Here is a 21,814-nt window from a genome sequence, read left to right as displayed (position 1 = left end):
TCACCCCCTTTTCGCACCCCGAGGCCCAGCCGCCCGCCCGTGCGGCACCGGCCAGCTCAGACGGACTGGCCGAATGCGACCAACTCTTCAACGCTCCGAAGACACGCCGAAGGAAGATCAACTTGAACTGTCCACATAAAGAGCGTGCCCGTTTTCGCCCTGGCGCATCTGCTGGGCTTCGATCTGATGCCCAGGATCAGGAACTGGAAGGGCCTGACCTTCTACCGTCCGTCCAAGCAGAGCGAGTACGTCCACATCGACTCCCTGTTCGGCGAGCCGGGCAAGAACGTCATCGACTGGGATCTGATCGAGTCCCAGTTCCGGCACCTGATGAAGGTGGCCGTGTCCGTGCGAGAGGGCGCCATCTCGTCCTCGACGCTGCTCAAGCGGCTGCGGTCGGGCTCGCACAAGAACTCCACCTACACCGCCTTCCGCGAGGTCGGCCGCGTGATCCGCACGGTGCAGCTGCTGCGCTACCTCTCGGACGCGCCGCTTCGCCGGCGGGTGACCGCGGCGACCAACAAGGTCGAGTCGTTCAACCGGTTCTCCCAGCGGGTCGGCTTCGGCAATCAGGGCGTCCTCGCCGACAACGACCCCATCGAGCAGGAAAAGGCGACGAAGTTCAACGCCCTGCTCACGAACGCGGTGATCTTCCACAACGCCCTGGACATCGCGGAGATCTTCCGCCAGCTCCTGGAGGAGGGCTGGGAGATCGACCCGGAGGACCTGGCCCACATCTCGCCGTACCTGACCGAGCACATCAAACGATTCGGCGAGTACTCCACCCACGAACTCGGTATCCAGCCCGAGGCGTACGACCCGAAACTCGACGTCGACTTCACCCAGCTCCGCGACCAGGACCCGGCCACCTCCGGCTTCAGCACAGCCGACTGACCGTCACCTCTGTGAAGGACCCTGTCATGCTCGTTGAGCAGTACGGCCCTCGGCCTCGCTCGCATTCGGCAGGAGCTGAGCGTCACGCCGGCGGCCGGGCGAGTTTGGCGGCCACGGCGTCGAGGACCCAGTCCAGGCCGGTCGCGAAGGATGCCTCGGCGTCCACGTCCGTGCCCTCGTACACGGCCTTGGTCAACGCCGGGAAGCGGCCCGTGGCCAGCATTCTCGTCAGGTGCGGGCCGCGGGCGCGCTGCCAGTCGTGCTTGGACAGGCCCGTGGTGCGCTCGGCCCGCAGATTCGTGATCTCGCGCCTGATCGCGCCCGTGAAGTAGGCGCTGACCGTCTCCACGGCACGCATGACGGTGTCGATGTCGGCGAGGCCGTCGAGGGCGGACAGGGTGGACTCGGCCACGGCGAGGCCGTTCGGGCCGAAGGCCGGGCGGCCGCCGAGCAGGTCGGCCAGCCATTCGTGACGGAGGGCGGCCTGCCTTGTGCGGTGGGCGAGGACGCGCAGCGCCTCCCGCCAGTCACCGGGCTGCTCCTCGGGGAGAATCTCGGCCTGGGCCTCGTCCACCATGAGGTCGAACAGCTCCTCCTTGGTGGAGATATATCCGTACAGCCGCATCGGGCCGGCCTCCAGCCGGGCGGCGACCTTGCGCAACGACACCGCTGCAAGGCCGCCCTCGTCGGCCAGCGCGATGGCGGCGGCGACGATCCGTTCCCGGTCGAGCGGCACGGGGCGAGTCGGCGGCTCAGGCCGGTCCCACACGGTCATGGTCACTCCGAACTGTTGCGATGCATCGTAATGAGCAAATACAGTGTATCGATATGAGACATCGTATCGCTGTGATCGGGAGCGGCCCCGCCGGCCTTACCTTCGCCCGCGTCCTGCACCGCCATGGCCACCCCGTCACCGTCCTCGAACGCGATCCCGCCCCCGACGCCCGCCCCCCGGGCGGCACCCTGGACCTGCACGAAGGGCTGGGCCAGCTCGCGCTGGACAAGGCGGGGCTGCTGGCGGAGTTCCAGGCGCTGTCCCGTCCCGAGGGGCAGGCCATGCGCATCCTGGACACGGACGGGACCGTCCTGCGCGACTGGCGACCCCGTCCGGACGACCGGGCCAATCCCGAGATCGACCGCAGGCAACTCCGTGACCTGCTGCTCGGCCCCCTCGACGTCCAGTGGGGCCGGGGCGTGACGCAGGTGGCGCCAGGGACCCGGGATGGCGTACTGGTCCATTTCGCGGACGGGCGGCAGGAGACGTTCGACCTCGTGGTCGGCGCGGACGGCGCCTGGTCCCGGGTCCGCCCGGCGGTCTCGTCGGCGACACCGCACTACACCGGCGTCACCTATGTCGAGACCTTCCTCGACGACGTCGACACCCGCCAGCCTGACCTCGCCCGGCTGATCGGCGACGGTTCCGTGGCCGTGTACGGCGTGAACCGAGCTCTCGTCGCCCAGCGCAACAGCGGCGGCCACGTCAAGGTATACGCCCAGTTCCGCGCACCGCTGGACTGGCACACGAACCTGGACCTGGCCGACGTCGAGGCCGTGCGATCGAGCCTGCTGGCTCTGTTCGACGGCTGGGCCGCTCCCGTCCTCGACCTCCTCCGCCACGGCACCGCTTTCGTCCACCGCCCCCTCTACGTCCTGCCCGTGTCCCACACCTGGACCCACGTCCCCGGGGTGACGCTACTGGGCGACGCCGCCCACCTGATGCCCCCACTGGGGGCGGGCGCGAACCTTGCGATGCTGGAAGGCGCCGAACTCGCCGAGTCCATCGCCACCGGCCCTGCAGATCTGGACGAGGCCGTCCACGCCTTCGAGGAACAGATGTGGGTACGGGCCGGCAGATGGGCAAAGATCACGACGGCCGGTCTGGAACGCCTCGTGAGCCCGGACCCTGCCGAAGCCCTCGCCCTCTTCGACCAACTTCAGCCATCCTGACTGCCAAGCGCCAGAGCACCAGCCACGGCTTCGCGGGAAAGTACGGCACCGCCGCGCTCCGGGACGTCCTGGCCCTCCTCCGCGTCGTCAAACGAACGAATGACGACAGGCACCGCGGGCGTCCAATGAACCCCGGCTTTCCGGGGGTCGGCAGCGGCACAGATCCAATCAGATCCGATGACGGCTGCTGACAGGGTTTGCTGACAGCCAGGGTCGAATGCCGGCACCGACACGGGGAGCGGCATGGCCAACCTGGTCTACAAACGGGTGTCGACCGACCAGCAGTCGACCGACCGCCAGAACCTCGTTCTGGCAAAGGCCGGGATCGAGGACCCGGTCGTCTTCGATGAGCAGGCCGGGACCTCCAGCCGCCTCCACCCGCTTCAGCGCCCGAAGTTCACCGAACTGCTGACCTACGCGCGGCCGGGCGACTCCGTGCACATCTCCGAGATGTTCCGGCTCGTGCGCGGCACCGGGCACATCCTCGACGTCCTCCACCGCGACCGTCTCGCCCTGCGTATCCACGACAGCGCGTTCTCCGCGATGGACCTCACCGCCCGCCACCCACTTACCGGCGAGCTGCTTTCCACCGTGAAGTTCATGGTGCAGACCCTCGCTGCCGCCGGCGAACTCCAGCACGAGCTGACCTACGACGGACTGCGAGCCGCCGAGGCCAAAGGCAACAAGGGCGGACGCCGCCCGGCCATCCCGGACGGGAAAACCCAGGTCGTACGCGCCGCGTACCTGGAAGGCCGGTCCATCGCGGCCCTCGCCCGCGACCACGACGTCAGCCGCGGCGCCATCCGCACCGCCGTCGCCGACCTCCTGCCCGAGTACACGGCCGTCGACCCGGACACCTCAACCCCTGAACTGCCGGTCATCCTCGACATGCCGGGCAAGGTCGCCGACTTCCTCCAGGCCACCGACCTGGAGCCCGCCGAACGCACCACACTCGACCAGGGCGTGACCGTCCGGCGCGGACAGGGCTACACCCTGCGCGTCACCGCCGTGCCCGCGATCCACCGCCGACTCCTCGACCTCTGCCAAGCCCTCGACGGCACCGCGGCGGTCCCGGCCCACCGCAAGGCCCGTCGCGAGTACGAGAACCGGGTCAACCTGCATGCCCCCGCTACGAACCTCGGAAGTCAGTCACGCTCCGCTACATGACGGGTAACGGCAGCTTCACGAGTACAGGGCCGATGACGCCCACCGCGGCGACGGTGGGACGCATGGATGGCCCCTCGGGGACCCGGTCGCCGTCGGCTCAGAGCACCGCGGCGAGGATGCCCGCCGTCACCAGGGCGAAGGCGCAGCCCACCCCGGTCACCAGCTCTCTGGCGCGCCGGGGCCCGAAGGCGGGCGTGCGGGCGGTCGCCGCCTCGGGCGCGTCGGCGGCGTAGTACACGGTCACGAAATCACCCTCGGTGACGTCTAGTCGGCGTCGGAACTCCTCGAAGGCGACGGTCCGGCCGGTGTCCGTACGGAACTCCAGGGTGACGTGCGCGAGGCTCATCGGGGCACCCTCGGCGTCCCGCGCCTCCTCCGTGCGCACACCCGTGCATCGCGCCTCGGCGGTGCGCCCGGCCCACGCCGCCCGCAGCCGGGGCCCCTCCAGCTGTCGGTCGAGCATCCGCGCGAAGGTCACGGACCCGGCCGCGGCGATGACGAAGTAGACGGCGGCGATGACCATGACGCTCCCCCTGGTCGGCGAACCCCCGGGGCGGCGCCATCGGGCGGTGGCCGGGCGCCGGGGGCCGCGGCGGATCGCCATGGTCCCCCGCACCGGCCCCGGCGGCAAGGCCGCCGGACTTCCGCACTTCCGCCCGCCGGAACACACCCACCCCACGCGCACAACCGCACCGTGGAGAGAACGTGCGGATTTCCTACGCGAGGGTAGTTCGCGCGCGACTCTTGCTATACCTTCCGTCTAACAGCTTGCTAGACACTGCGTCTAACAAGCGAGGGTGGCGCTCGACGGCCGGCGATCTCATCGGGCCGACACACGATGAGGGCCGGACGGCGCCGGGGTCGATCTCTCGAGTCAAGGAGCCGCAGCATGACAAGCAGCACCGTCCGGCCGGAGGACCAGGACCGGGCCGCCGAGCAGGACGTCGCCCGGCGCCTGCTCGATTCGTCCGCGAAGCTCTCGTACGACCCGGCCACCGAGGTGGACTGGGACACCCCCCTGGACACGGACCACCACGGGGCGAGCCCCGAGTGGAGCACGCTCTACGCCACCCCGTACTGGGGTGAGTTGACGGAGGATCAGCGCAAGGCGCTGACGCGCCAGGAGGCCGCGTCCGTCGCCAGTACCGGCATCTGGTTCGAGATGATCCTCCAGCAGATGGTGCTGCGCGACATGTACGCCAAGGACCCGACCGACCCGCGCTTCCAGTGGGCCCTGACCGAGATCGCCGACGAGTGCCGGCACTCGATCATGTTCGCCCGGGGCGCGGCGAAGCTCGGCGCCCCGGCGTACCGGCCGCGCCGCCCGGTGCTCGAACTGGGCCGGGCCTTCAAGACACTTGCCTTCGGCGAGGCCGCGTACGCGGCGATCCTCGTGGCGGAGGAGGTGCTCGACGTGATGCAGCGCGACTGGATGCGCGACGAGCGCGTCGCGCCGTTCGTCCGCACGATCAACAACATCCATGTGGTGGAGGAGTCGCGCCACATGAAGTTCGCCCGCGACGAGACCCGCAAGCGTCTGCGCGAGGCGGGCCCGGTGCGCCGCCACCTCAACGCGCTCGTCGTCGCCATCGCCTCGTACTACATCGTCACCAGCATGGTGAACCGGGACGTCTACGCGAACGCCGGTCTGGACGCCGCGCGGGCGCGTGCCGAGGCGAAGACCAACGAGCACCACAAGTCCCTGATGCGGTCGAGCTGTTCGGGGCTGATGGAGTTCCTGGCCTCGGCCCGTCTGCTGACGAAGCCGGCCCTGTTCTTCTACAAGCGCGCCGACCTGATCTGACCCGAGCCGAGAGCCCGAGCCGACCATGACCTACGCCATCACCCAGACCTGTTGCAGCGACGCCACCTGTGTCGCCGTGTGCCCCGTCAACTGCATCCACCCGACGCCGGAGGAAAGGGACTTCGGCAGTACGGAGATGCTGTACGTCGACCCGGAGACCTGCATCGACTGCGGGGCCTGCGCCGACGCCTGCCCGGTGGACGCGGTCTTCCCGGTGGACAGCCTCTTCGGGGCGCGCAAGGAGTACGCCGCCGTCAACGCGGCCTATTACGCGGACCGGGATCCGGAATCCGCCACCCGGCCCAACTTCCATGCCTGGGGCGCCCCTTCCTTCACACGGAGCCTGCCGTCGGACTTCGCGCCGATCCGGGTGGCGGTCGTCGGGACCGGCCCCGCCGGAATGTACGCCGCGGAGGACCTGCTGCTGCACACCAACGCCGAGGTGACCCTGATCGACCGGCTGCCGGTGGCGGGCGGCCTCGTCCGGTACGGCGTGGCACCGGACCACCCCGGGACGAAGGGGGTGGGCGAGACCTTCGCACGGTTCCACTCCCATCCCCGGGTCCGGATGCACCTCGGGGTGGAGGTCGGCACGCACATATCCGCCGAGGAGCTGGCCGCGCACCACGACGCGGTGATCTACGCGGTCGGGGCCCGTGCCGACCGCCGGCTCGGCATCCCGGGCGAGGACCTGCCGTCCAGCATCGCGGCGACCTCGTTCGTCTCCTGGTACAACGCGCACCCCGAGGTGGTGCCGGAGGCCGTGGACCTGTCCCGGGCCGAGCGCGTGGTCGTCGCCGGGAACGGCAACGTGGCGCTCGACGTGGCGCGCATCCTCGTCACGGACCCGGCCGGGCTCGCGGGCACCGACATCGCCGACCACGCGCTCGCGGCCCTGCGCGGCTCGGCGGTGCGCGAGGTCGTCCTGCTCGGCCGGCGCGGCCCCGAGGACGCCGCCTGCACCTCGTCCGAGCTGCGCGCGCTGAAGCATCTGCCGGGTGCGGAGCTGGTGGTGGACGACCACGATCCGCGCATCGGCCCCGCGATCGAGGGCGCCGCGCCGGGCAGCCCGGCCGCCGTGCTGCGGGGCGTGCGCCGGGAGCGCGTGGACTGGACGCGGCCGGCGGAGGGCGGGCGGCGGATCGTGCTCCGCTTCCACTCGGCGCCCGTGGAGATCAGCGGCCGGGACGACGTGGAGGGCGTGCGGGTCACGGCGGACGGGGGCGGGGCGGAGGTCCCGGCGCGGTTGTTCCTGCGGGCCATCGGCTACCGGGGCCTGGCGGTTCCCGGTCTGCCTTTCGACGAGGCGAGCGGCACCGTGCCGCACGAGGGCGGCCGGGTGGCCGGCCTGCGCGGCGCGTATGTCGTCGGCTGGATCAAGCGCGGGCCCTCGGGGGGCATCGGCGCCAACCGCACCTGCGCCGCCGAGACCGTCGGCACGCTGCTCGCGGACGCGGTCGCCGGCGCGCTCCCCTCCCCCGCCCAGCCGGCCAAGGCGTTCGGCCGCCTGATCCGAAGCCGCAGCCGGCATGTGGTGGACGCCCGGGGCCTGGCCGCCATCGACCGGGCCGAGCGGGCGCGCGGGCGGGACGGCGGGCGCCCGAGGGTGAAGTTCGGCACGGTGCCGGAGCTGGTCGCGGCGGCGAGGGGGCGCCGCCGGGGACGGTCCGGCTGATCCGCGTGGTCCGTGACGCCTGAAGGCCCTCGCCGGGTCCGAAGGGTGCCGCTCAGAACTCCTCCGGCTCCGGCATCCGCGCCCGGGACCGCTTGCCGACCACCGCGGCGGCCGCCACCGCGCTGCCGGCGAACGCCAGCGCGACCATCCAGGGCTGGTTGAACGTGTGGCCGGTCGCGTGGTCGACCGAGTAGCGGCCGGGGCCGGTCAGGCCGATCGCGGCGGCGGTGAAGCCGAGGAACGCCGGGTACTCGTAGCCACCGCCCTGCGCGAAGAAGCCCGCGGGCGCGTGGACGGCCACCGCTCCCGCCATCGCGCCGGCGGCGGCCGCGCCGGCGAGGGGCGTGGCCAGGCCCAGGGCGAGCAGCGCGCCGCCGCCCGCCTCGCCGAGCCCGGCGGCGATCGCGCTGTGCTTCGGCGGGTGGAAGCCCATCGCCTCCATGGCCGCGGTGGTGCCCTCGATTCCTCCGCCTCCGAACCAGCCGCCGAGCTTCTGGGCGCCGTGCGCGGCCAGCACCGCGCCGGTGCCGACGCGCAGGACGAGCAGACCGAGGTCGTGACGGTTGACGCAGCCCATGGGGTCTCCGGTGGGTTCCGGGGCCCCGCCCGGACGACGCGGGCCCCTCGATTCCGTACGTCACCACTCTCCGTGCCCCGCGCCCCGGGCGGATCGTGTTGTTACGCCGTCCGGGTGGCCGGGCCCGGGGCGTGAGCCGTGACACAGTGCGACGAACGCCATTGTGCAACTTGTTGCACAATGGCGGGGTGGTGGTCTAGAACTGGGGCGACGCCACAGCGAGGAGCCGCCGCATGAGCCCGTATCCGCACCTTCTGAGCCCGCTCGACCTCGGTTTCACCACCCTGCCGAACAGGGTGCTGATGGGGTCGATGCATGTCGGCCTGGAGGAGGTCGAGAACGGCTTCGAGCGCATGGCGGCCTTCTACGCCGAGCGCGCCCGCGGCGGCGTCGGCCTCATGGTCACCGGCGGCATCGCGCCCAACGAGCGGGGCTGTTCGTTCCCCGGCGGGGCGAAGATGACCACCGAGGCGGAGGCGGCGGAACACGTCCGGGTGACCTCGGCGGTGCACGCGGCGGGCGGGCGGATCGCCCTGCAGATCCTGCACTTCGGCCGGTACGCCCATCATCCGGGTCTGGTGGCGCCGAGCGCGATCCAGGCACCGATCAGCGCGTTCACCCCGCACGCCCTCACCGACGACGAGGTCGAGGCGACGATCGAGGACTTCGTCACCGCTGCGGCGCTGGCCCGGAGCGCGGGTTACGACGGGGTCGAGATCATGGGCTCCGAGGGCTACCTGATCAACGAGTTCATCGCCTCGGCGACCAATCACCGCGAGGACCGCTGGGGCGGCTCGTACGAGAACCGCATCCGCTTCCCCGTCGAGATCGTGCGCCGGGTCCGCGAGCGGGTCGGCAGCGACTTCATCATCATCTACCGGCTCTCCATGCTGGACCTGGTGCCCGGCGGCTCGTCCCTGGAGGAGGTGGTGCGGCTCGCCCGGGAGATCGAGGCGGCCGGCGCGACCATCATCAACACGGGCATCGGCTGGCACGAGGCCCGCATCCCCACCATCGCGACCTCGGTGCCCCGGGGCGCCTTCACCTGGGTCACCGAGAAGGTGCGCGGGGCCGTCTCCGTACCGCTGGTGACGAGCAACCGCATCAACACCCCCGAGGTGGCCGAGCAGGTGCTCGTGTCGGGGCGTGCGGACATGGTGTCGATGGCCCGTCCGTTCCTGGCCGATCCGGACTTCGTCGCCAAGGCGGCCGAGGACCGGGCGGACGCGATCAACACCTGCATCGGCTGCAACCAGGCGTGCCTGGACCACGTCTTCAGCGGCAAGGTCACCTCCTGCCTGGTCAATCCGCGCGCCTGCCACGAGACGGAACTCGTCCTGTCGCCGACCCGCACCCGCAAGCGCGTCGCCGTCGTCGGTGCCGGGCCCGCAGGGCTGGCCTGCGCGGTCACGGCCGCCGAGCGCGGCCACGAGGTGACGCTCTTCGACGCGGCCGACGAGATCGGCGGGCAGCTCAACGTGGCCCGGCGGGTGCCCGGCAAGGAGGAGTTCAACGAGACGCTGCGCTACTTCCGCACCCGGCTCGCGGAGGAGAAGGTCACCCTGCGACTGGGCGCTCCGGCCGGCGCCGGGGACCTCGACGGCTACGAGGAGGTCGTGCTGGCCACCGGGGTCACACCCCGCACGCCCGCGATCCCCGGCATCGATCACCCGAGCGTGGTCAGCTACCTCGACGTGCTGCGCCACGGGGCGCCGGTGGGCGACCGGGTCGCGCTCGTCGGGGCGGGCGGCATCGGCTTCGACGTGGCGGAGTTCCTGACGGACGGCGGCGAGGCGGCGAGCCTGGACCCGGAGGTGTTCTTCCGGCAGTGGGGCGTCGACACCGAATACCGCGAGCGCGGCGGCCTCGCCGCCCCGGAGCGCCCGAAGACGACGCGTACCGTCCATCTGCTCCAGCGCAAGGCGAGCAAGGTGGGCGCGGGCCTCGGCAGGACGACCGGCTGGATCCACCGCACCGAACTGCGCCACCGGGGGGTCACGATGACCGCGGGGGTCACGTACGACCGGATCGACGACGAGGGCCTGCACATCACGGTCGACGGCGAGCGCCGCCTCCTGGCGGTCGACACCATCGTGCTGTGCGCCGGCCAGGAGCCGCGTCGGGACCTGTACGAGGAACTGCGCGCCGCGGGCCGCGGCGCGCACCTGATCGGCGGCGCCGACGTCGCCGCCGAACTGGACGCGAAGCGCGCGATCCGGCAGGGCACGGAACTCGCCGGCTCGCTCTGACCCCGGGGCGGCCGGGCGGCTGTCGGGCCGCCCGGCCCTCCCTAGGATGCACCCCATGTCACTGCCGCACGCGATCCTCACCGCCCTGCTGGAGAAACCCTCGTCGGGCCTTGAGCTGACCCGCAGGTTCGACCGGTCGATCGGCTACTTCTGGTCGGCCACGCACCAGCAGATCTACCGCGAGCTGGGCAAGCTGGAGCAGGCCGGGCAGATCAGGGCGCTGGAGCCCGCGCAGCCGGCCCGGGGACAGAAGAAGGAGTACGAGGTGCTGCCGGCGGGACGCGAGGCGCTCTCCGCCTGGGTGGCCCGGCAGGAGGACCCGAAGCAGGTGCGCGATCCGCTGCTGCTGCGGATGCGGGCGGCGGCGGTGGTCGGGGCGCCCGGCCTCGACGCGGAGCTGCGCCGCCATCTGGAACTGCACCGGCGGCAGCTGGCGGAGTACCGGGCGATCGAGATCCGGGACTTCCCGCCGGAGCGGGACGCGCCGGAGGACCGGCTGCGGCATCTGGTTCTGCGCGGCGGCATCGATCTGGAGAACTTCTGGATCGGCTGGCTGACCCGCGCGCTCGCGGACTACCCGGCGTAGGGCGTACGTCTCAGGGCTGCCCGGCCCCGACCCCGTGCCGCTGCTCCGGGCGCACCGGGCGGGGGCTGCTGATGACCACGCGCGAGGGGGCGGCCGGCGGGGCCTCGGCGCCCGGGGGCGCGGTCTGCGCCTGGGCGCGGCTGAGCAGGATCACCCCGCGGACGGCCGCCACCGTGCCGAGCAGCGCCGGCACCAGCCCGGCCGGGCCGCCCTGGAACCGCTCCCCCAGCAGGGCCAGGCCGATGGCCGCGGCGGCGAGCGGGTTGGCGAGGGTGACCACGGCGAGCGGTGCCCCGAGGCCGCTCCGGTAGGCGGTCTGGGAGAGCAGCAGTCCGCCCGTCGCGAAGGCGGCCACGAGCACGGCGACGACCACCAGGCGCGCGCTGAGCAGCGGTCCCGTGTGGTCGGTCGCCGCGACGGTCAGGGTCTGGGTGAGCGCGGAGGCGACGCCGGAGGTGATGCCGGATGCCGCCGCGTGCCGGAGCCCGGGGCGGGCGCCGGGGCGGCTGAGGCCGGCGACGAGCACCAGGGTGCCGCCGCCCACGGCCAGCGCCTCGGTCAGGTTCAGCGTCTCGTGCGGGGCGGCTCCGCCCGCCGTCAGCAGCAGGGCGCCGAGGCCGAGCAGTGTGAGCAGGGTGCCGTGCCACTCGGTGACGGTGACCCGGCGGCCCGCGGCCCGGGCGCCCAGCGGTACGGCCGCCACCAGGGTCAGCGCGCCGAGCGGCTGGACCAGGGTGAGCGGCCCGTACTTCAGGGCGGCCACGTGCAGCAGGGCGCCGCCCGCGTTCAGGCCGACCGCGCACCACCAGGCGCCGCGCCCGAGCAGCCGGAGCGTGCCGGTGCCCGGTGCGGTGCGGGCGGCGAGCCGGGCCTGGGCCACCGCGGCGGTGGCGTAGGCGGCGGCGGAGACGAGGGACAGCGCGACGGCGGCCAGGGTGGCGTTCACCTGCATGCCCCGGAGGCTGCGTACGGAGTGGCGTGCCCACGCGGGGGCATGACGGACGGCCGCGGCAGCGACGGGCGGACCGGTTCCGCGCGTCGGAGCGGCAGCGCGGCGGGGGCCGCCGGGAGCAGGGTGGCCGCCGCGATCGAGCCGAGCCGGTGGTGGCCGGCGGTGCCGAGGACGGCGAACGGGGTGAGGGCCGGGGGCAGCAGCAGCCGCGCGACGCCCTTGCCCGGCAGGCGCGCGGCGCGTTCGCGGTCGCCGTCGCGGAACGCCTCGTGCACGTGACCGTCGGCGGCCCGGCGGCCGGGCTTGTGGATCAGGAAGAGCCCGACGACGCGGAGAAGCTCGCGGACCAGGGGCGGTCGGGCGGTGGGGTCCGGGGGCTCCGGGTCAATGGGCTGGTTACCGGCGTGCTTCACCCGGTGCCCCTTTGCTGACGAATCGGCCGTTGGCGGTTCCCCGCCCTTATCGATACGCCAGTGTACCGATACGCAGACGTATCGGAACACTCGCGTATCGGTACACTGGCGTATCGATGGACCTCGTCGCAGAGTCGCAGAGAGGGAAGGCACATGTCGCCGCAGCAGACCGAGCGGGAGCAGGCCCCCGTGCAGCGCCGCTCGAAGATCACGCCGGAGCGGGCCCAGGAGCTCTACACCGCCGTGCTCGACATGCTGAGGGAGAGCGGCTACGAGTCGCTGACCATGGAGGGGGTCGCCGCCCGGTCCCGCTGCGGCAAGTCCACGCTCTACCGCCAGTGGGGGTCGAAGCCCGAGCTGGTGGTGGCCGCCCTGCACAGCACCCGGCGCCGCGCCCTGCGGAAGATCGACACCGGTTCACTGGCGGGTGACCTGCTGGAGGCGGCGCGGGCCATCGGCGAGGGCGCGGGCCGCGACACGCCACTGATGCTGGCGCTGAGCCACGCGGCACTGCAGAGCCCGGAGCTGCTGTGCGCCCTGCGCGAGTCGCTGATCCTGCCGGAACTGGCGGCGATCGACGCGCTCGTACGACGCGGCGTGGAGCGCGGCGAGGTGGCGCCGGACAACCCGGCGGCGGAGTTCGTCTCCGCGCAGCTGTTCGGCGTGATGCGGGCCCGCCCGATGCTCGCCGGCGCCCAGGCGGACGAGACCTACCTCGTCCGCTTCGTGGCGGGAGCCGTCCTTCCCGCACTCGGCCTGGACGCCCCGGCGTCCGGGGCCTGACAGACGTGGGCCGTCGTCCGAGCGGATGGCGGCGGCCCGCCCGCGCCGCACCGTGGGGACGGGGGCGGCGCACGATCCGAACGGCCGGTGACCTCCCCGAGGTCACCGGCCGTTCGCGTACCCACCCCCATTCTCGTCCTCTTGACGATAAGCAGTCGAACCCCTTATCGTCGTCACGACGAGAAAGATTGAGGGGGTCCCCGTGGCCGACATCACCCGCCGCTTCGGCTGGCGTCATCTCCGCTCCGCGCCCACCGCGCACATCCGCCACCACAAGCGCGGCCGGCTCACCCACGACGGGGCGGGGCTGAGCTTCTGGTACCGGTCGCTGAGCGCCGCCCTCTCCGAGGTGCCGGTCAACGACCGCGAGCTGGCCATGGCGTTCCACGCGCGCACCTCCGACTTCCAGGACGTCGCGGTGCAGGCCACCGTCACCTACCGCATCAGCGATCCGGCCGAGGCCGCCGCCCGCCTCGACTTCTCCGTCGACCCGGACACCGGCGCCTGGCGCGGCGCGCCCCTCGAACAGATCGCCACCCTCCTCACCGAGACCGCCCAGCAGCACGCCCTGGACGTGCTGGCCCGCACCCCGCTGGCCGGCGCCCTGGTGGACGGGGTCGCCGCCGTCCGCGAGCGGGTGGCGGCCGGTCTCGCCGCCGAGCCCAGGCTGCCCGCCACCGGCATCGACGTGGTGACCGTCCGCGTCGTCGCCATCCGCCCCGAGGCCGAGGTGGAGCGCGCCCTGCGCACCCCCGCCCGCGAGCAGATCCAGCAGGAGGCCGACCGGGCGACGTACGAACGGCGGGCCGTGGCCGTCGAGCGCGAGCGGACCATCGCCGAGAACGAGCTCGCCAGCCGGATCGAGCTCGCCCGGCGCGAGGAACAGCTCGTCGAGCAGCGCGGCACCAACGCCCGCCGCGAGGCCGAGGAGAGCGCCGCGGCCGACGGTGTGCGCGCCGAGGCGGAGGCCGCCCGCACGGTGCGGCTGGCCGGTGCCGAGGCCGAGGCGGCCCGCGCGGTGGGTGCGGCACGCGCGGAGGCCCAGGCGGCCTGGCTGCGGGCGCACGGAGAGGTGGAGACCGCGACCCTGCACGCACTGGCGGCCACCCGGCTCGCCGAGAACCTGCCGCACATCGACAGCCTCACCCTGTCGCCCGACGTCCTCACCGGCCTGCTCGGCAAGCTCGGCCGGCCGGAGGCCGGGGCGTGAGCCTGGCCCCGCGGGCGGTGCTGGTCCACCGCACCACCGAGTACGAGGAGCTGCTCGCCCGGCACGGCACGCACGGCCAGGCCGCGTTCGTCCTGGCCGGGCGCGGCCGGTCCATCGACGAGGTGGCCCGCAGGCACGAACGGACCCGGCAGGCGCTGGCCGATGTGGCGGCGGCCGTCCCGCTCCAGTGGCGGCACTGCCGGGTGGAGCGGGCGGACCTGGACCGGTTCCTGTTCGCGCCCGAGGACGTGGTGGTGGTCGTCGGGCAGGACGGCCTGGTCGCCAATGCCGCGAAGTACCTCTCCGGCCAGCCGGTCATCGGCATCGACACCGATCCGGGCCGCAACCCCGGTGTACTGGTGCGCCATCGGCCGGCCGCCGCGGGGGCGCTCATGCGGGTGGCCGTGACGCCGGGGGGGAGGGCCGACGCGCTGACGATGGTGGAGGCGGTGGCCGACGACACGCAGCGGCTGCTCGCCCTCAACGAGATCTACCTCGGCCCGCCCGGCCACCAGACGGCCCGCTACCGGCTCGGCCACGACGCGGCGGACTCCCCCGCCGAACCGCAGGCGTCCTCCGGTGTCCTGGTCGGCACCGGCACCGGGGCCACCGGCTGGCTGCGCTCGCTGTGGCAGGAGCGCGGCAGCGCCCTTCCGCTGCCCGCGCCCGCCGATCCCCGGCTGCTCTGGTTCGTCCGGGAGGCGTGGCCCTCGCCGTCGACCGGCACGTCGTTCGTCTCGGGCGAGCTGGGGGCCGGGCAGCGACTGCGGCTGACGGTGGAGTCGGACCGGGTGGTGGTGTTCGGCGACGGCATGGAGGCGGACGCGCTGGAGCTGACGTGGGGGCAGAGCGTACGGCTCGGCGTGTCGGAGACCTCGCTCCGGCTCGCGGTGTGAGCGCGGGGCCGGGCACGACACCCCCGTAAGGGCTGTCCCGTCATCCCTGGCGGGACAGCCCTTAGGCTCGACGCCCGAAACGGACCGGCCCCTCGGAGGAACGGCATGACCACCGGCAGCCCCCTCGTCCCCTCCCGCAACACCCGCCCGCCCCAGGCCCAGGCTGCGCTGGGTGTCGGGGTGATCGTGCAGGACGCACAGGGCCGCGTACTGCTCGGCCGGCACCACAGCGGCACCTGGGAGCTGCCCGGCGGGAAGGTCGACCCGGTGCCCGAATCCGTCGCGGCGGCGGCCGTACGCGAACTCCGCGAGGAAACCGGGCTGGCGGTCCCCGAGGAGGAGGTGACGGTCTTCGCGATGCTGCACGACGCCGTCGGCGGGATCAACCGCGTGACGATGGCCGCGCTGGTGCGCGTGGACGCCGGCTCGGCGCGGGTGACCGAGCCGCACCTGATCAGCACCTGGGAGTGGACCCCGCTCGACGCGCTGCCGTCGCCGCTCTTCGACCCCTCGGCGCAGATCCTCGCGACCTGGCGCCCGGATCTCGGCATCCCGCATCCGCCCGCGCACCGGCTCTCCCTCGCACCCGAAGACCCTCAGGCGATCACCTAACCGAATTAATCGTTTGCCTAGGGTCCATAGGCAGCGTTAGCTTCGTGGGCATGAAGGCCCTGACCGAGCAGGACATCCGCTCATCGTTCGTGAATTGCTCCAAGGGGGAAGCCAAGCGTCTGCCGCTGCCCCGTGATTTCGAGGAGCTGCCGTGGGACGACCTCGACTTCCTGGGGTGGCGCGACCTCTCCGCGCCGGGGCGCAGTTACATCGTCACCGAGCACGGGGGTGAGCCGGCCGGGATCTCGCTGCGCTTCCCGTCGCAGCAGCGCGGCTTCCTGCACCGGAGCATGTGCTCGCTCTGCCTGACCACGCACCCGGGCGGCGGGGTCTCGCTGATGACCGCCCGCAAGACCGGTCCCGCCGGGCGCGAGGGCAATTCGGTCGGCCTGTACATGTGCACCGACCTGGCCTGCTCGCTGTATGTGCGCGGGAAGAAGGCCGTGGCCTCCGGGGCCCGCTTCAAGGAGAGCCTGACAACGGAGGAGCAGATCGCCCGGACGGTCGACAACCTCCACGCCTTCGTGGCCAAGCTCTTCGGCTGAGCGGGGCGGGGCGGGAGCCGCGCCCCGCGACCGCCCACGCACCCCTCCGGCTGTCCTGACCCGCCCCACCGGACACGGGGTGCCCCCGCGCAGGGGCCGAGCTCACACCCGCCGAACCCGAACCGGTCGGCACCGGCCGGAGGTACGCCTCCATCTCGTCGCCGTACGACCAGGACGAGCGCGCCGCATTCGGGGGCGCGCGCCCACCGCACCGGGCGATCCGCCCATCGCGGCTCCCAGGATGACCCCGGCCCCCGAGGGCCGTCGCTACGGCGGTCCCGGCCGGCTGTTCACCGCCCGGTTCACCCCCGACCTCACCATGACCGGCGTCCTCACCGGCACCGTCGGCATCGCGCTGGGCCCGGACTTCGCGACGGCCCTCGCCGCGGTCGCGCTCGGCACCCTCGTCGGAGCCGCGCCCACCGCGTATCCGGGCACCTGGGGCAGCCGGACCGGCTCCGGGCAACTGCCGCTCGCGCGACCGGCGTTCGGGCCGGGTGCGGCGTGCCCGGCGCCGTGCCCCCGTCGATCTCGCCACCTAAGGGCTGTCCGCGCCGGTGGTGGCCGACGCTCGCCGCAGCCTTCGCGGCGGCGGTGCCGTTCATGAGCACCGGCCTGTACGTGGGCCCGGTGACCGAGGCGCCGCACAGGGCCGATCCGGCGTACGGGGCGGCGTTCCTCGCGGCCCTCGCCGCCTACGCCCCGCTGCGGATGCGCCGGCCCCGCCGACCGGACTCGGCCCCGCGGGCCGGCCGGACTCCACCAGGTCCGCCCGCTCGGCGCGCAGGGCGAGCGCGACGCCGAACACGGCGGCCGCGTCGGCCCGGTTGAGGGTGGACCACTCGGAGACGGTGACCCGGAACATCGGGCCGGACCGGCCGACCAGGGCCGACGCCCGGCCGGGCAGGGCGGGCACGCGACCAGCACCCGCCGCTCGTCCGCCGGCGTGACCAACATGACCGAAAGAGGGCATGGACAAGGAAGGTGGCTTATGCACCTTTTGACGGATTGACGCGCCGTCACTCTTCGCGCGTCCACCACGATGTTGAGAATTTACGCACCGAATGACCGTTATGCGGCTTCGACTTAACCGTATCGCGACCTGACCAGCCTTGACGTGATCACAGGCAGTTGGAATCGTCAGCACCGGCACTGTCGAATCGGGCAGCCGCCACGAATTGACTCATTCCGACGCAAGGTTGTCGCTCCATGCCCGGCGCACTGCTCACCCCCGCTGCTCCTACCCGCGCAGCGCCGTCAGCACACCACAGACTCCTGCATCGGAACGTCTTCGCACCAATCATTTTCTGACCTCGAGAGTCCGCACGTCCTGTCCGAGCGCTCGCAACCCCGGTGCCCGGTCAACGCGGCCAAGCGTCCAGTCACTCACCGGATCTGCGGGCCCTGATTAACAAGAAAGGCCGGCTCACAGTGCTGCGTTATATCGCCCGCAAAGCAGTCGGCTGGTTTTTGATGATCGCTGTCGCAACCAACCTTACGTATTTCCTCGCTAATGCATTCCTTAAGCCTGCGTCGAACTACACCGCGTTGCGACCGCCTCGAACTCCAGCCCAGATCAACCGATCACTGGCGCAATTCAATCTCAATCCAGACAAACCGATCCTGGATCGGTGGTGGGACTGGATTTCCGGAATCGTGACCCATTTCGACTGGGGTCAGTCGCCGACCGGGGGCAGCGTCAACGAACAGGTCTCCTACCGGATCTTCGTCAGCGGCCAACTGGTCATCGCCTCGACGATCCTGTCCATCATCATCGGCATCGGGCTGGGCGTCTACACCGCCTCGCGCCAGTACAAGGCCGGCGACCGGGTGTGGCAGGGCATCTCCGTGATCTCCTTCAACACGCCCTCCGCCGTGGCCTCGCTCGGCGTGGTGCTCGTGGCCATCTGGCTCAACCAGTCCCTCGGCAGCACGCTGCTGCCCGTCGCCGGAGCGCAGAGCCCCGAAGTCGCCGGGTTCTGGCCGGTCCTGGGATCGAGGGCATTGCACGCGATTCTTCCCACGATTTCACTGACGCTCATTTCCTATGCCGGATACCACCTGTTGCAGCGCTCGCTTCTGCTGGACAACATCAACTCCGACTACGTGCGCACCGCACGGTCCAAGGGGCTGACGCGGAAGCAGGCCATCTACCGGCACGGGCTGCGGACTTCGATCATTCCGGTCGCCACCCAGGTCGCCTTCGCGATGCCTGCGCTTTTCACCGGCGCGGTCATCACGGAAACGGTCTTCGCCTGGCACGGCATGGGTGAGTACTTCACCAAGACCATCAGCACGAACGACGTGCACGGCGCCGTCGCCGTCGCAGCCTTCGGTGCCCTCATGACGGCCATCGGCGCGATCCTGGCCGACCTCGTCGTCGTGGCCCTCGACCCCAGGATCAGGGTGAGCTGACGTGGCCATCAACATGCCCGGTGCCGGGACCGCCCCCGAAGAGGCGCGTCCCGAGGCCGCAGAAGCGCTGGAACCCGGCAAGACCGGAACCGGCGGCACGCGCCTCTCCCCGTCGAAGCTCTACCTGCGGCGCTTCGCGCGCAACAAGCCAGCGCTCGGCGGTCTGATCCTGTTCGTCCTGCTCACGCTCTTCTCGGTGTTCGGCCGGTACCTGACCGACTGGAACTACGAGGAGGCGGACTTCGCCGCACTCTCCGTCGCCCCCGGCGTCGGCGGCCACCTCATGGGCACCAACAGCGCTGGCAACGATGTCTACGCCCAGCTCGTGCACGGCCTCGGCAGGTCGCTGATCATCGCCGTGACGGTGTCGCTCCTGACCACCGCCATCGCCGGTCTGTTCGGCACCACCGCCGCCTACTTCGGCGGCAAGATCGAGCGGGCGATGCTCGGCTTCGTGCACTTCCTGCTCATCCTGCCCTCGTTCCTCATCATCGCCCTGGTCGGTACGCACTACCGCGGTGACTGGCAGATCCTGGTCGTGGTCCTCACGCTGTTCGGCTGGATGCTGACCGCCCGGGTGATCTGGTCCCTGGCCACGTCCCTCCGGGAGCGCGAGTACGTGATGGCGGCCCGCTTCATGGGCGTCAGCCCGCTCCGTACCATCATCCGCCACCTCGTACCCAACATCGGGTCCCTGCTGATCGTGACGTTCACCCTCGGTGTCGCCTCGACCGTGCAGTCCGAAACGGCACTCTCCTTCATCGGGTTCGGCGTCAAGCAGCCCGATGTGTCCCTCGGTTCCATGCTTGCCGAAGGTCAGAGCACCCTGTCCACCGCTCCGTGGCTGTTCTACCTGCCGGCGGCCCTGGTGGTCCTGCTCACCGTGGCCATGGCCCTCGTCGGTGACGGTCTGCGCGACGCCCTGGACCCCACATCGCAGTCTGGAGGCCGCGCATGATCGAGCAGCGCGCTGTCACTACCGAGCCCGGCACGCAGCGGGCCCTGCTGTCCGTACGTGACCTGAAGGTGGCCTTCCCCTCGGAGGCCGGCCGGGTGGACGCCGTTCGCGGTGTCTCCTTCGACCTGCACCGCGGCAAGACCCTCGGCATCGTGGGCGAGTCGGGTTCGGGCAAGTCCGTCACATCGATGGCCATCATGGGGCTGCTCCCCGAGTACGCCTCGGTCACCGGCGAGATCCTGCTCGACGGGAAGAACCTCCTCGACCTGGACGACCGCCGGATGTCCAAGGTCCGCGGCCAGCAGATCGGCATGATCTTCCAGGACCCGCTCTCGTCGCTCACCCCGATCTTCAGCATCGGGGCCCAGATCGTCGAGACCCTCCAGATCCACCAGGACATCTCGTCCGCGGCCGCCTGGAAGCGGGCCGTCGAACTGCTGGACCTGGTCGGCATCCCCAACCCGGACCGCCGTGCCAAGGGCTTCCCGCACGAGTTCTCGGGCGGCATGCGGCAGCGGGCCGTGATCGCCATGGCCATCGCGAACAACCCCGACCTGATCATCGCGGACGAGCCGACGACCGCCCTGGACGTCACCGTCCAGGCGCAGATCCTCGACGTCCTCAAGACGGCCCAGCGCGAGACCGGCGCCGCGGTCATCATGATCACCCACGACCTCGGGGTGGTGGCCGGCTCCGCCGACGACGTCATGGTGATGTACGCCGGACGCCCGGTCGAGCACGCCGGGGTGGACGAGCTCTTCGCCCAGCCCCGGATGCCGTACACCATCGGTCTGATGGGCGCGATCCCCCGCCTGGACGACCGCGACCGGGAGGCCCTGACCCCGGTTCCGGGTACTCCGCCGCTCCTGGTGGACCTGCCCGACGCCTGTCCCTTCGCGGCGCGCTGCCCCGCGGCCGAGGACGCCTGCCGGGAGGCCGAGCCGTCGCTGCTGACGATCGGCGGGAGCGGCACCGGTGCGCGGCACTCCGCCGCCTGCCGGCGTGCCGCGGAGATCGAGGACGGCGCCATCGGCGGCGAGCCGATCTTCCCCGTCCCGGCCGAGCGGGAGGACCGCGTCGCGGACATCCCCCGCGAGGACCGGCCGAAGGTCCTGGAGCTCTCCGGGGTCACCAAGACCTTCCCGATGACCAAGGGCGGGCTGCTCAAGCGCAAGGTGGGCACGGTCTTCGCCGTCAACGGCATCGACCTGGACATCCGCGAGGGCGAGACGCTCGGGCTGGTCGGCGAGTCGGGGTGCGGGAAGACCACCACCCTGCTGGAGATCATGGGGCTGAAGCCGCCGGAGCAGGGCAGCATCGCCGTCTGCGGCCGGGACACGGCCGACCTGAAGCGGAAGCAGGACATCAGCGCCGTCCGCCGCAACATCCAGATGGTGTTCCAGGACCCCATGGGCGCGCTGGACCCCCGCATGACGGTCTTCGACATCCTCGCGGAGCCTCTCCGCGCGGTCGGCGAACGCGACAAGAAGGTGCTCAGCACCAAGGTCACGGACCTCATGGAGCTGGTGGGGCTCGACCCCGAGCACCGCGACCGCTTCCCCTCGGCCTTCTCCGGCGGGCAGCGCCAGCGCATCGGCATCGCCCGGGCGCTCTCCACCAAGCCCCAGCTGCTGGTGCTCGACGAGCCGGTCTCGGCGCTCGACGTCTCGGTGCAGGCCGGCGTCATCAACCTGCTCAACGACCTGAAGGCCGAGCTGGGCCTGTCCTACCTCTTCGTCGCCCACGACCTGTCGGTGGTGTGCCACATCTCCGACCGTGTGGCGGTGATGTACCTGGGCCGGATCGTCGAAATCGGGGCCACCGACTCCGTCTTCGACAACCCCAGGCACCCCTACACCAAGGCGCTCCTCTCCGCGATCCCGCTGCCCGATCCGGTGGCCGAGCGCACCAGGGAACGCGTCCTCCTGGAGGGCGACCTTCCCAGTCCCACCGACGAGCGGCCGGGCTGCCGGTTCGTCTCCAGGTGCCCGCTCCACACCACGCTCTCGGAGCCCCAGAAGGAGCGGTGCCGCGGGGTCACTCCCCTGCTCACCGACAGGGGCGACCCGGATCACCGCGACGCATGCCACTTCGCGGGCACGACCACGTCTGTCGACAACTAACCGAGCCA

At 71.8% G+C, this 21,814-nt stretch carries 21 protein-coding genes and 1 pseudogene; 16 read left to right on the top strand and 6 right to left on the bottom strand.

The annotated features are described in order from the left end of the window. The first annotated feature begins 144 nt into the window (after positions 1-144). On the top strand, positions 145-894 hold the full coding sequence (locus ABZ564_RS17990) for a Tn3 family transposase (RefSeq protein WP_360856865.1): 750 nt from the start codon (positions 145-147) through the stop codon (positions 892-894). An 82-nt stretch (positions 895-976) separates the two neighbouring features. Here the strand turns inward: ABZ564_RS17990 and ABZ564_RS17985 are convergent, their stop codons facing one another. After that, on the bottom strand, positions 977-1,669 hold the full coding sequence (locus ABZ564_RS17985; protein WP_360856862.1) for a TetR/AcrR family transcriptional regulator C-terminal domain-containing protein: 693 nt from the start codon (positions 1,667-1,669) through the stop codon (positions 977-979). Between the two features lie 53 nt (positions 1,670-1,722). Between ABZ564_RS17985 and ABZ564_RS17980 the strand changes: the two genes are divergently transcribed. Next, positions 1,723-2,841 carry an NAD(P)/FAD-dependent oxidoreductase gene (locus tag ABZ564_RS17980; protein ID WP_360856859.1) on the top strand — a complete coding sequence of 373 codons (1,119 nt, stop codon included), beginning with the start codon at positions 1,723-1,725 and terminating at the stop codon, positions 2,839-2,841. A 243-nt stretch (positions 2,842-3,084) separates the two neighbouring features. After that, the gene (locus tag ABZ564_RS17975) at positions 3,085-4,008 is read left to right on the top strand and encodes a recombinase family protein (protein WP_360856856.1); all 924 of its coding nucleotides are present in this window, start codon (positions 3,085-3,087) and stop codon (positions 4,006-4,008) included. Positions 4,009-4,105: 97 nt separating this feature from the next. On the opposite strand, the gene ABZ564_RS17970 is transcribed toward ABZ564_RS17975, so the two are convergent. Then, the gene (locus tag ABZ564_RS17970; RefSeq protein ID WP_360856854.1) at positions 4,106-4,531 is read right to left on the bottom strand and encodes a DUF3592 domain-containing protein; all 426 of its coding nucleotides are present in this window, start codon (positions 4,529-4,531) and stop codon (positions 4,106-4,108) included. 366 nt (positions 4,532-4,897) lie between these two features. Here ABZ564_RS17970 and ABZ564_RS17965 point away from each other — a divergent pair, with 366 nt between their 5' ends. Further along, complete coding sequence (locus ABZ564_RS17965) at positions 4,898-5,812, top strand: diiron oxygenase (RefSeq protein WP_360856852.1); 915 nt, start codon at positions 4,898-4,900, stop codon at positions 5,810-5,812. A gap of 25 nt (positions 5,813-5,837) precedes the next feature. Continuing rightward, positions 5,838-7,487, top strand: a complete 1,650-nt coding sequence (locus tag ABZ564_RS17960; protein ID WP_360856850.1) for an FAD-dependent oxidoreductase — start codon at positions 5,838-5,840, stop codon at positions 7,485-7,487. Between the two features lie 52 nt (positions 7,488-7,539). Here ABZ564_RS17960 and ABZ564_RS17955 read toward each other — a convergent pair whose 3' ends face one another. Then, a complete protein-coding gene (locus ABZ564_RS17955; RefSeq protein WP_360856847.1) occupies positions 7,540-8,064 on the bottom strand; it encodes a DoxX family membrane protein in 525 nt (174 codons plus the stop codon). A gap of 233 nt (positions 8,065-8,297) precedes the next feature. Between ABZ564_RS17955 and ABZ564_RS17950 the strand changes: the two genes are divergently transcribed. Both ABZ564_RS17950 and ABZ564_RS17945 read left to right on the top strand, forming a co-directional pair. Then, entirely contained in the window at positions 8,298-10,313 is a 2,016-nt protein-coding gene (locus tag ABZ564_RS17950; RefSeq protein ID WP_360856845.1) for an NADPH-dependent 2,4-dienoyl-CoA reductase, read from the top strand. Positions 10,314-10,368: 55 nt separating this feature from the next. After that, complete coding sequence (locus tag ABZ564_RS17945; RefSeq protein WP_360856842.1) at positions 10,369-10,899, top strand: PadR family transcriptional regulator; 531 nt, start codon at positions 10,369-10,371, stop codon at positions 10,897-10,899. A gap of 10 nt (positions 10,900-10,909) precedes the next feature. Here ABZ564_RS17945 and ABZ564_RS17940 read toward each other — a convergent pair whose 3' ends face one another. Both ABZ564_RS17940 and ABZ564_RS17935 read right to left on the bottom strand, forming a co-directional pair. Next, positions 10,910-11,845 (bottom strand): hypothetical protein, encoded by a 936-nt coding sequence (locus tag ABZ564_RS17940; protein WP_360856992.1) that lies wholly within the window; start codon positions 11,843-11,845, stop codon positions 10,910-10,912. After that, positions 11,842-12,264: a hypothetical protein gene (locus tag ABZ564_RS17935; RefSeq protein WP_360856839.1), complete on the bottom strand. Its 423-nt coding sequence runs from the start codon at positions 12,262-12,264 to the stop codon at positions 11,842-11,844. Before ABZ564_RS17935 ends, ABZ564_RS17940 begins: the two co-directional genes overlap by 4 nt. Before the next feature lie 153 nt (positions 12,265-12,417). Between ABZ564_RS17935 and ABZ564_RS17930 the strand changes: the two genes are divergently transcribed. The 6 genes from ABZ564_RS17930 to ABZ564_RS17905 all read left to right on the top strand — a co-directional run bounded on the left by ABZ564_RS17930 (position 12,418) and on the right by ABZ564_RS17905 (position 16,917). Continuing rightward, positions 12,418-13,047: a TetR/AcrR family transcriptional regulator gene (locus ABZ564_RS17930; protein WP_360856836.1), complete on the top strand. Its 630-nt coding sequence runs from the start codon at positions 12,418-12,420 to the stop codon at positions 13,045-13,047. 202 nt (positions 13,048-13,249) lie between these two features. Continuing rightward, entirely contained in the window at positions 13,250-14,257 is a 1,008-nt protein-coding gene (locus ABZ564_RS17925; protein ID WP_360856833.1) for an SPFH domain-containing protein, read from the top strand. Continuing rightward, positions 14,254-15,153: a hypothetical protein gene (locus tag ABZ564_RS17920; RefSeq protein ID WP_360856831.1), complete on the top strand. Its 900-nt coding sequence runs from the start codon at positions 14,254-14,256 to the stop codon at positions 15,151-15,153. Before ABZ564_RS17925 ends, ABZ564_RS17920 begins: the two co-directional genes overlap by 4 nt. Positions 15,154-15,258: 105 nt before the next feature. Further along, on the top strand, positions 15,259-15,765 hold the full coding sequence (locus ABZ564_RS17915) for an NUDIX domain-containing protein (protein WP_360856828.1): 507 nt from the start codon (positions 15,259-15,261) through the stop codon (positions 15,763-15,765). A 50-nt stretch (positions 15,766-15,815) separates the two neighbouring features. After that, complete coding sequence (locus tag ABZ564_RS17910; protein WP_360856825.1) at positions 15,816-16,310, top strand: FBP domain-containing protein; 495 nt, start codon at positions 15,816-15,818, stop codon at positions 16,308-16,310. A gap of 241 nt (positions 16,311-16,551) precedes the next feature. Beyond that, on the top strand, positions 16,552-16,917 hold the full coding sequence (locus ABZ564_RS17905) for a cytosine permease (protein ID WP_360856822.1): 366 nt from the start codon (positions 16,552-16,554) through the stop codon (positions 16,915-16,917). A 144-nt stretch (positions 16,918-17,061) separates the two neighbouring features. On the opposite strand, the pseudogene ABZ564_RS17900 reads toward ABZ564_RS17905, so the two are convergent. Beyond that, positions 17,062-17,226: pseudogene (locus ABZ564_RS17900) on the bottom strand (TROVE domain-containing protein); the annotation flags it as partial. 515 nt (positions 17,227-17,741) lie between these two features. Between ABZ564_RS17900 and ABZ564_RS17895 the strand changes: the two are divergent. The 3 genes from ABZ564_RS17895 to ABZ564_RS17885 are packed head-to-tail and all read left to right on the top strand — an operon-like array spanning position 17,742 to position 21,806. Next, positions 17,742-18,725 carry an ABC transporter permease gene (locus tag ABZ564_RS17895; protein ID WP_360856819.1) on the top strand — a complete coding sequence of 328 codons (984 nt, stop codon included), beginning with the start codon at positions 17,742-17,744 and terminating at the stop codon, positions 18,723-18,725. Between the two features lie 13 nt (positions 18,726-18,738). Continuing rightward, on the top strand, positions 18,739-19,683 hold the full coding sequence (locus ABZ564_RS17890; RefSeq protein WP_360856989.1) for an ABC transporter permease: 945 nt from the start codon (positions 18,739-18,741) through the stop codon (positions 19,681-19,683). Beyond that, positions 19,680-21,806: an ABC transporter ATP-binding protein gene (locus ABZ564_RS17885; protein WP_360856816.1), complete on the top strand. Its 2,127-nt coding sequence runs from the start codon at positions 19,680-19,682 to the stop codon at positions 21,804-21,806. Before ABZ564_RS17890 ends, ABZ564_RS17885 begins: the two co-directional genes overlap by 4 nt. Positions 21,807-21,814: the final 8 nt, after the last annotated feature.

This window comes from Streptomyces sp. NPDC019224 (genome assembly GCF_040632605.1).
GTDB lineage: Bacteria > Actinomycetota > Actinomycetes > Streptomycetales > Streptomycetaceae > Streptomyces.
This window is presented reverse-complemented; position numbering and strand designations above follow the sequence as displayed.